Source organism: Acinetobacter sp. SWAC5 (genome assembly GCF_003419885.1).
GTDB lineage: Bacteria > Pseudomonadota > Gammaproteobacteria > Pseudomonadales > Moraxellaceae > Acinetobacter > Acinetobacter cumulans.
Genome location: NZ_QUWR01000006.1, coordinates 20,650 through 34,662, shown reverse-complemented (window position 1 = coordinate 34,662; position 14,013 = coordinate 20,650). Strand labels below are relative to the sequence as shown.

8 protein-coding genes are annotated in these 14,013 nt (G+C 41.4%); 1 reads left to right on the top strand and 7 read right to left on the bottom strand.

What is annotated here, in order from left to right; all coding sequences use genetic code 11:
- Positions 1 to 190: 190 nt before the first annotated feature.
- A complete protein-coding gene (gene mutS / locus DYI81_RS05770; RefSeq protein WP_117006960.1) occupies positions 191 to 2,821 on the bottom strand; it encodes a DNA mismatch repair protein MutS in 2,631 nt (876 codons plus the stop codon).
- A 312-nt stretch (positions 2,822 to 3,133) separates the two neighbouring features.
- Positions 3,134 to 4,351, bottom strand: coding sequence for a diguanylate cyclase (locus DYI81_RS05765; RefSeq protein ID WP_117006959.1), 1,218 nt, complete (start codon positions 4,349 to 4,351; stop codon positions 3,134 to 3,136).
- Positions 4,352 to 4,678: 327 nt separating this feature from the next.
- On the opposite strand from DYI81_RS05765, the gene DYI81_RS05760 reads away from it, so the two are divergent.
- Positions 4,679 to 5,440: an iron-containing redox enzyme family protein gene (locus DYI81_RS05760; protein ID WP_106985458.1), complete on the top strand. Its 762-nt coding sequence runs from the start codon at positions 4,679 to 4,681 to the stop codon at positions 5,438 to 5,440.
- 69 nt (positions 5,441 to 5,509) lie between these two features.
- On the opposite strand, the gene DYI81_RS05755 is transcribed toward DYI81_RS05760, so the two are convergent.
- The 5 genes from DYI81_RS05755 to dnaE form a co-directional block, all read right to left on the bottom strand.
- Positions 5,510 to 7,522, bottom strand: coding sequence for an alpha/beta hydrolase (locus DYI81_RS05755; protein ID WP_171356316.1), 2,013 nt, complete (start codon positions 7,520 to 7,522; stop codon positions 5,510 to 5,512).
- A gap of 104 nt (positions 7,523 to 7,626) precedes the next feature.
- Positions 7,627 to 8,544, bottom strand: a complete 918-nt coding sequence (locus DYI81_RS05750) for a hypothetical protein (protein ID WP_106985459.1) — start codon at positions 8,542 to 8,544, stop codon at positions 7,627 to 7,629.
- A gap of 120 nt (positions 8,545 to 8,664) precedes the next feature.
- Positions 8,665 to 9,474 (bottom strand): serine O-acetyltransferase, encoded by an 810-nt coding sequence (gene cysE / locus DYI81_RS05745; RefSeq protein ID WP_106985460.1) that lies wholly within the window; start codon positions 9,472 to 9,474, stop codon positions 8,665 to 8,667.
- Complete coding sequence (locus tag DYI81_RS05740; protein WP_106985461.1) at positions 9,474 to 10,310, bottom strand: RNA methyltransferase; 837 nt, start codon at positions 10,308 to 10,310, stop codon at positions 9,474 to 9,476. The genes cysE and DYI81_RS05740 overlap by 1 nt, the downstream gene beginning before the upstream one ends.
- 57 nt (positions 10,311 to 10,367) lie before the next feature.
- Positions 10,368 to 13,940, bottom strand: a complete 3,573-nt coding sequence (gene dnaE, locus DYI81_RS05735) for a DNA polymerase III subunit alpha (RefSeq protein ID WP_106985462.1) — start codon at positions 13,938 to 13,940, stop codon at positions 10,368 to 10,370.
- Positions 13,941 to 14,013: the final 73 nt, after the last annotated feature.

Genomic DNA, 14,013 nt, shown 5'->3' with positions numbered 1-14,013 from the left:
TCTAATAACTAATGCTGTATTTTAGGCAAAAATACCCCTAACTAACAATTCCTTTTATTGATATTTATTATATGCAAGGCTGTTAAATTTGATAAAAACTGAACAATTTGATCGAAAAGTGCCTGTAATGAGAATCATCTGCAAAACCTACGGATCATTTGAAGATACGTAGGTTTTTGTTACATATTAATTAGGCTTTGAGTTGGTCCTTTAAAGCATAGAGTTGTTGTAATGCCTCACGGGGACTGAGATTATCGACATCTAAGTTCTTAAGAATTTCAAGCGCAGGCGATGCTACTTCAACTTCGACCACACGCTCTATAATTTCAGGCGTTGCAAGCGCGCTAAACAAGTCATTTTGTACGCCTTGATTGAGCTGTTGCTTCTGCTGTTTTTCCAAAATATGTAAACGATTTTGTGCATCTTTAATTACACTGTTTGGAATACCTGCTAATTTTGCCACTTGTAAGCCATGACTCTGACTTGCAGGGCCGTGTTGTACTTTATGTAGCAAGATTAAATTACCATTCAATTCCTTGGCTGTAACATGGAAGTTTTCAATGGCAGCTTCTTTGCCCAGTTCGGTCAATTCAAAATAATGCGTGGCAAATAAACATAAGCATTTAATGCGCTTAGTCAGATCATTTACACATGCCCATGCTAAAGATAGACCATCATAAGTGCTGGTACCACGGCCTACTTCATCCATGAGCACCAAAGACTGATTTGTCGCGTGGTGCAAAATTTGTGAAGTTTCAGTCATTTCCACCATAAATGTCGATTTGCCTGTAGATAAATCATCTGCTGAGCCAATACGTGTAAAGATACGGTCGATTGGACCCAATAGCGCCGATTTTGCAGGAACATAACTACCACAGTAGGCCAGTAAAGCAATCAGTGCCGTTTGACGCATAAACGTCGATTTACCACCCATATTTGGCCCTGTAATAATGGCCATACGGTGATTGAAATCAAGACTGGTGTCGTTGGGGGTGAAGGCAGCTTTGCTGAGTGCTTCGACCACAGGATGACGGCCTGCTTGAATTTGCAAACCAATTTCAGGACTAAACTCTGGTCGTGCCCAATTTCGCAAACGGGCTTGATGAGCAAAGTTGGTCAACAAATCAATTTGAGCAATGGCGCTGCTCATCATTTGTAAGTGTCTAATATCTTGGCGTAGCTCTTCGAGTAGCATTTCAAAGAGCATTTTTTCACGCGCCAAAGCACGTGATTCACTAGAAAGAACCTTGTCTTCAAAAGATTTGAGCTCTGGGGTGATATAACGCTCAGCATTTTTTAAAGTCTGTCGACGAATATAATGATCTGGTGCTTGTTCGGCTTGAGCCCGTGTGAGCTCAATATAATAACCACTGACACGGTTATAGCCGATTTTTAAGGTAGAAATTCCTGTATTTGCACGCTCTTGGATTTCGAGATCAATTAAGTACTGGCCAGCATGATCACGAATTTTACGTAATTCATCTAGCTCGGTATCAAAACCTTCGGCGATCACATTACCATCACGAAGCAGTACAGGTGGATTCTCTACAATAGCGCTCATAAGGCGTTCATGTAGACCGTGAAAATCACCTAACTCAGTATTTAATTCAAGCAAAAGCTGAGATTGCTTTTGCTCGATCAGTGGCAATAAGGCATGGCGCAAATAAGGGATTTGTGCACAGGCTTGACGTAGTTGAACCAAATCACGTGGGCGTGCACTGCCTAAGGCCACTCGACTGAGGACGCGTTCAATATCGCCAATCTCTTTAAGTACTAAACGCGTAGGCACTTCATGGCAACCTTGTAAAAGTGCCTGCGTTGCATCGAGGCGGGCATCCAGTAGAGCTGTATCACGAAGTGGTTGCATCAGCGTTCGACTGAGTAGACGTCCGCCCATTGCAGTTTGGCAGTCATTAATCAATTGAAATAACGAGGTGCCATGTTCAAATAAGGGTTCAATCAGTTCTAAATTACGACGTGTAACTGGATCAAGCGCAATAAAGTCTGTGCTTTGTTCTAACTGAATTGAGCGAATATGTGGCAAAGCGGTTTTTTGAGTCTCTTTGGCATAATGAATAAGCGCCGCTGCAGCCGCTTTTGCCAAAGGTAAATGATCAATACCAAAGCCTGAAAGTGTAGATACACCCAATTGGTCGCATAAAGTTTTTTGAGCATTGTTCAGATTAAAATCGACATTTGGGCGCTTAGTTACAGGGCAGTCTAGTTGGCGTTTGGTCTGCTCTATGATGTTTTGGTCAATGACGTTTTCATCAATAATAATTTCACTTGGCATTAAACGTGAAAGTTCAATGCTCAGTTGTTCGATATTAAATTCGAGTTGCTGTACTTTAAAAATACCAGCACTCAAGTCAAGCAGTGCAATGCCAATTTGATTTTGTTGGATGCATAAAGACACTAAGTTTGAGCTTTGATGTGCGGTTAATAGCGCATCGTCTGTCAGTGTGCCTGGTGTAATAATACGGACAACGCCGCGCTCTACAGGGCCTTTACCTGTCACTTCACCAATCTGTTCACAAATTACAACGGTTTCTCCTTTTTTAACCAGTCGTGCTAAATAACCTTCAGCAGCATGATAGGGTACGCCTGCCATTGGAATAGGTTCACCATTGGCTTTGCCACGATGTGTAAGCGTGATGCCTAAGATTTTGGCTGCTTTGTGGGCATCTTCAAAGAACAGTTCATAAAAGTCACCCATACGGTAGAACATTAATGAATGCGGGTGCTGCATTTTGACGCCCATGTATTGTTGCATCATTGGGGTCAAGCTGGAAAGATCAGCCATAAGTTCTGAACTGGTCATTGAAAAAAATCCTTCATCCTTTGTAAAGTGAGTACAAACTCAAATATGACGTAGCGTACAGTACAGCGGAGTCATTGCTCAGCTAGTGCAATTACTGTATTGGCTTTTTCATTTATTTGTAGCGCAAAAGCGAATGTGCAAGTTTAGCAAAATTCAAAACAGAGCAACATGCTCGTTTTATGGGAAATATAGAGTGCTTTGAATGGCGGGTGAAAAACCATTCACTCCTGCGAGTGATAATTGATTTGTTGTGCACGTTTGCATTGTATGATGATGTGCCTCATACAATGCAAAGTTATGATGTGCTAATGCTTAGGCAGCCGTTTTTTTCGCAATAAAATATTGGTTGCGCCCGTGTGTTTTAGCGTAGTAAAGCGCTTGGTCTGCTTGTTGAATAAAGGCAGTCATGTCTTGATCAACCGTTGGAATAGTACTGGCAATACCAATACTGACGGTCACTAAGCTTGAAATCGAGCTCGCTGGGTGTGGTAAGGCTAATTTTTGAATCCGTTGAATTAAAATGCGAGCGAGTGCTTCAACTTTTTTTTCGTCAAACATTGGGAAAAGAAGTAAAAACTCTTCACCGCCATAGCGGGCTGCCAAATCATTACTACGAGAGCTTAAATTATCAAGCTCTTTCGCAATGATCTGTAGGCATTCATCACCTGCAATATGCCCTAAGTGATCGTTATAATTTTTAAAGCAGTCAATGTCGACCATGAGTATGCTAATGGGGGTTTGATGTCGTATTGCATAGCGCCATTGCTGATCCAGAATGAGCGATAGATGACGACGATTCGCTAATCCTGTGAGAGAGTCAATTTGTGAAAGGTGCTCAAGTTGCTTAGCTTGCTCATCCATTTCTAATTTGTTGAGCTCGATAATACAGTTTTGCAAATAGTTTTCACGGTGCTGACGGTCAATCGCGTATGCCAAAGACATACCTAAAAAGCTACTAAACGTGTAGGTACGGTGTAAAAAAGTCCAATCAATGTCATATTGTAAAAAATGTGTACCCGCAATCCCAATAAGACCGCCGACCCAGCCCGCAATGAGAGCTGTATAAAACCGTAGCCCTACAAAGCCATAAATGATCACAACGGCATACATCATGGCTGCATGTAATAGTGAGTTGTCATTTCCATGACCAATAATGGTGACAGTCATAAAAGATATAGTGACCGCACCCATACAGCCAAAGCCTGTATAGAGGTCAAAATAACGGTTTAAACATTTAAAAAAAGACAGAATCCATGCAAAGAGGACGATGACGCCAACCCATGAATAGAGCGCAAACCAACGAAACACAATGGGATCATTTTGAATGGTTTGATAAATACCATAACTTAAGAAAGCATATAAAAAGAAGATAATAGGGGCGCGGAAGCGAAATTCATAAGCAGCCTCTGCTCGATATTGTTGCCTGTAGGCTTGTTCTAGGCTGGGTGAAAAATGTACATAATTAAGCCCTTTGGAAATAATTTCTTCAATTTTGTCGCGACTTAAAAGTTTTGACCCATATAGTTTCATTGGATACTGCCAAATTTACACTAATTTTATTTGTAGGTACGGGGTACAGCTCCGTACCTCCTTTTTATCTTCATGTATTACTTATGCTTAGTATTAACATAAAGCTTCTTGAGTTAACAAGCGCAAAAAATAGCAAAACAAAACATAACATATCAAATTAGTGTGAATTACTTAATGGAAAGCGATTGAAATTGAATTTATTGCTGATTAAAAGTAAAAATATAGCGATAAATGGTCAAAAATAGCTGAAAATGTCCTTGTTTAATCTAGTGTTTGGATTATGATCGAAAACAGATCCGCAATAAGAAATCAAATGAGGGCAGGGATATGACTTCAGTCGTGCGTGGTTACGAAAACCAACTAGAAATTACACCGCATAACACGTGGTCACAGCAATTCTGGGATGAATTGATTCCACATAAAAATAGAATTAGTGAGCACCCATTCTTTAACGATATGGCCAATGGGCAGTTAACGCTCGAAAGTTTCCGTTTTGCTTTATTACAGTTTTACCCATTGGTGGCGCATTTTCCATCTTACATGGGATTAGGGCTGTCTAAAGCCACCAATTTCTCAGATGCAGGTGTAACAGAAGCGCGTGATTGGCTAATTCAAAATATTAAAGTTGAAGAGCGTCATCTGAACTGGTATCGCGACTGGGCTGGCGGTTTTGGTATAACGGTTGAAGAGCTAGATCAGGTACAACCGACAGCTGCAATGAATGCAGTAAATCACTTTTTGTGGAATATCAATACGCGAGGGAGTCTGGTTGAAAGCCTAGCTGCAACCAATCTTGCAATTGAATGGGCGACAGGCGACTGGAGCGGTAAAGTGTATGCTGGAATTAATGCCTACACAGATCATCCTGAAGTTAATATTAATAAACGTAGCATTGCGTGGTTACGTGCGCATGCACATTATGATGATTTACATCCTTATGAAGCAATGGAGCTGATTAAACGAATTTGTGATAATAAGCCGGCCTTGCAACAACAAGCCCTACGTGCAGTAAAAGAAGGGTTGGCGTATTATGAATTGGCTTTGGATGAATGCAGTAAAGTGCAGGCTCGAACTTTGAAGCTAAATTAATTTATACTTAAAGCTACGACATAAAAAAACCGATCAAAAGATCGGTTTTTTTATTTGCGATCCAATAGGCTATTTGGGTTTATATAGGCCAAGTTCTGTTAAATGTAGACGTAAAATACGGCGTAGTTCGAGTACTGCTTCGGGTGTTTCTTGAATAGAATGTCCACCTTTTAACACCACTTCAGAAACGGCTCCGTTTAAATGAGCACTTTTATAAGGAACAATGCCATCTGTAATCAGTGCTGGGTCATTACTACCGCTAATATTACCAATAATTGAGTGAAACTTTAAGCCTGGACGTGGATTGATATCGTCTGTAAGTTGCATGAAGTTTGATTTATGGCTTAAGTCACTTGGACCATTTTGTATTAAGCCTTGGTCGACTTGTTTTAACAAGTCTTTCAAATCTTCTTCCTGCGTCAGTACATCTGCAAAAGCAGATAGAAATGCGCCTGGTAATTTAATCACTTTACGGGCAACTTTGGTAAACCAGCGGTCTGCATAGTCTGTTCCGCGGTGCGGTGATGCCAAAAAGATTGCACGATTGAAGTTAGGAATGTCGTTCATCACCATGCGTTGTTTGACTACAGGTATTTTTTGATATTGATGCAACTGGCGAGAGCTCATTTTTTTGAGTGCTTCATTGCTAATATCTGCGTCACTCACTAAAAGACGCGCAATAATACCTCCCATACTATGACCAATTAAAACTGCATCTTTTTTTGCCGTACTTTTAAGACCGACTCTTGCAAAAGCTTGGGTTAGAAGTGCATAAATTTGGAAGCGACTTTCAATAATTGGCATATTTGTGGAATAGAACACTTGCCAGACTTGATAATGCTCCCTTAAAACATTATCTCCCATAATATCGTTGGTCAGGCGGATCCATGCTTCTGGACTACTGGCTAGACCGTGTACCAATACAATCACTTTTTTATCTGGATTGTAGGGTTCTAACATATAGAGTTGTGGCATCGTGATATTTTCATCACGGTCAATTAGCGATAAATAGGCGGCTTTACCGAGGTTATTTTCTGCTAACCATAAACCATAGGGTGCTGAGAAATTGGCCGCCAATGGGTAGTTTTTGGATGCAACATTCAGTGTTTCATATTTATAAGGATCGTAAACCTTAATCACGAAATCTGGGCTATTTAAAATAGCATCAATGGAGTTGCCTTGTAGGGGTTCTGCGGTCAAGGTGGCAGCCAGATAACGCGCCGTATTGATGTTGGGGTTAATGTTATTTGGATATTTATAATCCATTGGATTAATAATGTATTTGTTTTTAGTTCCTTCAGGTTTTTTATCTTCAGGTAACACAATTAAGAACTCGGCACCAAAACCATCTCGGCGGGTGATAGAGCGTAAGCCAGAGAAGTTAAGATTATAAGTTGACATTAACTGCTCAACTTTGCTGTTTTGTAGGCCAGCATAATGGCTGTAATCGATACGATAGCGACTTTTCCCTACTTGAATTTGTGTAACAGCCTCAGCTTGAGCATGGTAGGTGGTATACAGTCCAACGAGTTTTGCAATTCCTTGATTATAGAAATCGCGGATTTGAACTTGTCTGTTGTCAAAAATACGGTCTTGTGGCGCACGCTGGGTTTTGAACATATAGGCATAGCTATAACGAATGCTACGATCGAGCATATTCATTTGTTCTATTACACAGTTCTGTAAATTTTGCTTTTCAATGGCCTTTTTTTCTTCTGAACGGGTACTAGACAGCACACTAGACTTACAGGCAGAAGAATCACCAAGTGCGATAGCTTTTGCTAAATAGAGTTCACTGGCTGCAGAGTAAATTTGCTCATCTTGTATTTGGGGGATTTTTTTAATTTCACCAATACATTGTTCTGGTGTGTCGGTACAGCTTTTGGCTTCACGTCCACTCATAGACAAAACGTTGAGTGTTGCTTCACTGAGTTTACTGCGTGACAAAATACTGTCACGTTCATTAGCAATACTGACATTTAAGGCTTGGTTCTTCACGCTGACGACCTGACAGCCAGACAGTAAAGAAGTTGTTAATAATACGCCGAGCAGTAATTTATTCATTTTATGCTGCATCTTCATGCGATTTTGAGGGGAATTATTTTAAATCATACTGCAAGTTGAATTTTTTTCAATTCGCCATAAATAAAAATAGGCCAAAAATGGCCTATTTTTAACAATATAGATTAACCCGCTTTTGGTGGGTTCAATACTTGCCACACATTCCAGCGACCTTGCTTTTCAATTTCTTGAATCAAGCGGTCAGCTACGTCAGCTTCTTGAGGGTATTTAATTTTGTAATTACGCAAGATTTGAACAGCATTTTTCTTTTGTTCCATTGCGATGTAGTTGTTAGCTGCAGAAAGATAAGCTTCTTGTACGCCAGCTTTCATTGCTTTGTCTAGGTATGGAATTGCTTCGCGTTGACCGCCACCTTCAGATAAACCAAAACCAAACCAGAAGTTTGCTTCGGCATCATCTTTGTTAATTTTTAAAATACGCTGTGCATAGTTTAATGATTTAGTGGTGTAAACAGAACCTAAGTCTAGGTTACGTGCCATAACGCTTGCTTTGAATGCGCGAACTAGAATGTCAAAAGAAGCATTATCTTTTGATGCTAGCGTATCAAGTTGCTGAGTCACTTGTTTAAGTTTTAACTCAAAACCTTTGCGTTCATTACGTTGCACAAAACGTGGTGGATAGTGGCGTGCTTTGCCTTCTACTAATTGTAAGAAATCATCAATTTCTGTGATGTCAATTTCGTTGTCACCAGCAAGGACTGCATATTTCATTGTGCGTACTTTGCTGTTGACGGTTGGAATAATTAAACGATTGGTATCTAGCGTTAATGTTTTTGATGGATCGCTTGCTAGATTAACATTCATTTTTGTTACGGGTTGCGCCGCAGCTTTTTGTAGATTGATTTCAAATGGAGGTGGTGCATCATAATTAAATGGATTAAGTGCATAGAATGGTGGTGTAAGTTCAGGTTCTACAAACACCATTGAACCTTTAGGTACATTATTATTTTTATTGGTTGGTGCGCTTCCACATGCAGCAAGGGTTAAAGCAAGACAAGCAACTGCCAAGGGCTTAAGCATCATAAGAAATCTTCCATTTAAATTATTTTAAAATGTTCATCAATTGCATATTCGCCAGTCTATTTAAAGTCTGGCGAACATGCAAGCCAGCAACTTGATCCTTCCTGATCATTTGCTGTAAAGCTAGGCTTTTGATTGTTTACTTTGTGCTTCACACTCACGTCGTGCTTCTTCAATGATTTTTAACTCTTCTTCACTGAAGGGCTGTTCATCTAAAGCCTGTGTTTTAAAGCTCGGATCAAGCAAAGATAAGCGATGGCACAAGGAGTTCATGCGCTGTTCATTTAGCTGAATCCGCTCCAATAACACGCGCATACCATCTAAGATTGGATCTGACTGATCCTGTGTGGTGGCATAAGCTTGGAAACCAATGCTTTCGGCGTAGTTATTGCGACGCGCTTCTTTGTCGTCTTTTGATTTGTCTTTGGTAATAAAACGTGCAGGACTGCCCACAGCTGTCGTTTCTGGTGGAACTTCTTTGGTCACCACAGCATTTGAGCCGACTTTGGCATTTTTACCCACAGTAAATGGCCCAAGGATTTTTGCCCCTGCACCAATCACAACACCATCTTCTAAGGTTGGGTGACGTTTACCCTTGTTCCATGTTGTACCGCCTAGGGTAACACCATGATAAAGGGTAACATCATCGCCAATTTCAGCTGTTTCACCAATCACGACACCCATGCCATGGTCGATAAAAAAGCGTCTACCAATTTTAGCGCCAGGATGAATTTCAATACCAGTTGCAAAACGACTAAAAGAGGAAAGTAAGCGTGCTGAGCCTTTACAGTCTTTTTTCCACAGTTCATGTGCAACGCGGTGCATAATGAGTGCGTGAATACCTGGGTAGGTGGTTAAGACTTCAAGTGTATTGCGAGCGGCAGGATCGCGCGCAAATACAGCTTGTATATCCTCTTGGAGCTGTTTAAGCATTAGTGTTGATCCTCATCATTTTTTGATTTTTTCCATGTGCCATTATTGAGTGCTTGTACACGGCTAAAAATACCACGGAGCAAATGATATTCCATACGGTCTAATTGAATTCGGCCAAATAAACGACGCAAACGCAAAGGCAATAAGCGTGGATTTTTTGGGTCCATAAATTCAATGTCTGCCAGCATTTTTTCAATATGCGGGTAAAACTGTTCCATTTGCTCATGTGTTACCAGTGGCTCATCCCATTGCATATCAACATCATCTGTCACATGCATTTTGGCTTCTGGATCTGCAATTTTAGCAGTAAATTCCATGGCTGCCATCCGCATTTCATAACAAATCACTTGAATTGCTTGTGCAACATTCAGTACGCCGTAATCGGTGTTTACTGGAATGGTGACATGGTAGTTCGCCATCGCCAATTCTTCATTGGTTAGACCGCGGTCTTCACGACCAAAGATGACAGCCACTTCTTGTTGTTGGGTGGCTACAGCTTTCAGTGATAATTCTGCTGCAGGACGTGCATCCAGTAATGGCCAAGGAATGGTGCGACTACGTGCGCTGGTACCAAATACAATATGACAGTCTTTGATCGCATCTTCTAAGGTTTCAACAATTTCAATTTGTTCAATTAAATCGGTTGCGCCAGCAGCCAAAGCATCAATGTCAGGATGTGGGTAGGTTTTAGGTGCGACTAAAACCAACTTTACTAAGCCCATCGTTTTCATAGCACGAAGGGCACTACCAATATTGGCAGGTAAAGTGGTGTTTACCATAACGATGCGGACATGGGAGAGATGCGCTGAAACAGCTGCATTGTCAATTTGACTCATTATTGTTCCAAATTAAATAATTAAACATTTAAATTTTGCTGTGAATGGCAGTAAAGCTTATGAAAATTGATTCATCGTTTCAGCCTGATATTGATCCATCGCATCATCCATCGTCATATTTGACGGTGGGGGCGGAATTTGTACTGGCTGAGCTTGCTCATAGCTGACGGCTTTGGCTGCTTTTGATTTCACATGGTATTCGATATGCAAAGATGCTTTACCAAAATAATCACGTAGCTTTGATAAAAGCTCATCAAGCGGTGCAACTTTCCAGTCTATGCCCAAATGCAGTTCTGCGCTGGCATAGTCAAAGTCGACCAATAAATGCACAGGGATGTGGGTAGACATATCGACATTGCAATAAGGATGCAAAATGTTTTGCATGTCTTTGCTCAGGGTAGCACTCAGGTGCTCTTTGTCTAAAGTAATCTGAATACTGTTGGCACGCTTTTGGCGAATTTCATTTAAGCTAAAGGCTTTGGTTAAACGGCCCATAGGACGATCATAACCTTCGCGTTCATAGATTTCGCCTTCAATGACGACGACTTTTTCATTTTGAACAATATCTTTAAAGCGTTGGAAGCGTTCGTGATTTGCTGAAACTTCAATTCGTGCTGTGCCGTCATCCAAGGTAATCATCATGCGATTTGGGAAGTTGGCTACATCGACCACGAGACCTGCAAATACTGTGGTGACACCACGACGTGTAGGCGTAAGTTCATTAATGCGCTGTGAAATAAATGATTTCAATTCAGGACGATAAACATCGATCGGGTGGCCAGTCAGGTAAAGACCAAGTGTGTCTTTTTCACCTTTTAAGCGAACTTCATCCGACCAAGGTTTTACAGGCTTAGCAGGCTTACGTTGAACTTCTTCAACTTCGCCAAATAAGTCCATAATGCCAGTTTCTCGGTTTGAGCGTGCTTGTTCGGCTGCTTGCACGGCTTCTGGCAATTGTGCCATGAGGCTTGAGCGTTCTATGCCTAAGCAGTCGAGTGCACCTGCGCGAATGAGTGCTTCTAAGGTGCGCTTATTAATTTTCTTTAAATCAATACGATGACAGAAATCAAATAAGTCGCGATATGGGCCTTCTTGCTTGCGTGAGTCAATCACGGATTGCATTGCGGCTTCACCCACACCTTTGATTGCGCCTAAACCATAGACAATCGTTTGTGGGTCACTGGCATGGAAATTATACAAAGACATATTGACTGAAGGTGGTAATACTTCCAGTTTATTGCTACGACAGTCATCAATTAAGAACACCACGTTGTCGGTGTTTTGCATTTCCGAAGTCATTACTGCAGACATAAACTCTGCAGGATAGTGTGCTTTTAACCATGCTGTTTGATAAGCAACAAGGGCATAAGCTGCAGCATGTGATTTGTTAAAACCATAGCCTGCGAATTTTTCCATATAGTCGAAGATATGGTTGGCTGTATCTGTATCGATGTCTTTAAGCGCCGCACCTTCAATAAAGATTTGACGCTGTTTTACCATTTCTTCGGGTTTTTTCTTACCCATGGCACGGCGGAGTAAATCGGCGCCACCAAGTGTATAGCCAGCACAGAACTGTGCTGCCTGCATTACCTGTTCTTGATACACCATAATGCCGTAAGTCGGTTCGAGTACTTTTTCGAGCAATGGATGTAAGTATTCAAACTCACCGCCGTGCATACGGAAAATAAAGTCTGGAATCAGATCCATTGGGCCTGGACGATACAGCGACACGAAGGCAATAATTTCTTCAAATTTGCTTGGACGCGCTTCCTTCAGCATTTTTTTCATACCGACGGATTCAAACTGGAATACCGCGGTCGTGTTTGCATCGGCAAACACAGCGTATGCATCTGGGTCGTCTAGTGGAATATAAGAAATGTCGATTGGATCAGTAATATCTGGACGTGCATTAATATGCTTAATGGCATCTTCAATTACGGTCAGGTTTCGTAGACCCAAAAAGTCGAACTTAACTAAACCTGCGGACTCAACATCGTCTTTATCAAATTGGGCAACACGGGCAGTACCATCGGCATCACACATAACCGCTGAATAGTCAGTTAGTTTGGTTGGTGCAATAACCACACCACCTGCGTGTTTACCCGTGTTACGTGTAATCCCTTCGAGTTTAAGCGCCATTTCCCAAATTTCTGATGCATCATCAAAATCTGGGTTAGAAGGATTGGTCACCACATCTTTAAGCTGTGGCTCAGCTTCAATTGATTCTTCTAAGCTCAAGCCCAAAGGTTTCGTTGGAATGAGCTTAGAGATTCGATCGGCCAAACCGTAAGATTTACCCAAGACACGTGCCACGTCACGAATCGCACCTTTGGCCGCCATCGTACCAAAGGTTGCAATTTGCGATACTGCATCACGTCCATAAGTACGTGCTACATAGTCAATGACACGGTCACGACCTGCGATACAGAAATCGACGTCGAAATCGGGCATCGATACACGCTCTGGGTTTAAGAAACGTTCGAATAGTAGGTCATAACGCAGTGGATCAAGGTCGGTAATTTTTAAACTATAGGCAACCAATGAGCCGGCACCTGAACCACGCCCCGGGCCTACAGGTACGCCATTTCCTTTAGACCATTGAATGAAGTCCATGACAATCAGGAAGTAGCCAGGGAATCCCATGTCTAAAATAATTTTAATTTCAAACGCCAGACGTTCATCGTAAGGCTTGCGAATGTCTGCCCAATCATCGCCACGTTGTGCGAGTGGGTAGAGGAATTCTAGGCGTTCATCTAAGCCGACTTCACACAAGTGTGCAAAATAAGTGTCGATGGTGTGACCATCTGGAATTGGGTAATCTGGAAGGTCATGGAAACCTAAGCGGAGTGTGACATTACAACGCTGAGCAATATAAAACGTGTTTTCAATGGCAGTTGGGATGTCGGCAAATAACTCCGTCATTTCCGCTGCAGTTTTGAAATATTGGTCTGGGCTGTAGTTTTTAGGGCGACGGCTGTCTCCTAAAACATAACCATCGGCAATACATACACGCGCTTCATGTGCTTCAAAGTCTTCGGCTGTAATGAAGTGCACATCATTATGTGCAACTACGCCAATATTGTATTTTTTTGCGAGTTTTACAGCTTCTTGAATAAAGTCTTCTTCACCCGAACGATTGGTACGTGTTAAGGCTAAATAAACACGATTGCCAAATTTTGAAATCCATTCTTCCAGTAAAGGCTCGGCTTTTTGCGGATTGGATGTCATGAGCATTTTGCCGACATCACTGTGCTGGCCAAGCAAAACGATTAAATCGTCGTGTTGCTCTAAAATCCAGTCTTTTTGTACGCAAGGAATATCAAGTTGTTGGCCACGAATATAGCCTTCAGAGACTAATTCTGTCAGGCTACGCCAACCTTTTTTGCTCATGGCCAATAAGCTAACACGATGCTCTGCATCATTTAAACGAAGGGTAGAGCCAAAAATTGGCTTAATGCCTTTGTCTAAACATTTTTTATAGAATTTAACAGATGCATGTAAATTGGACAGGTCTGTAAGGGCCAAGGCTGGCATTTCATCTGCAGCTGCAGCTTTTACTAGATCAGGTATACGTACAATAGATTCGGTGATTGAAAATTCTGTATAAATACCAAGATGTACAAAGTGCATAGATGAGTCCCAGCGAAAACAGCTGATTATTTTAGCATGCTCTAGAGTGAAACTTACGTTTATTGCATGGCTT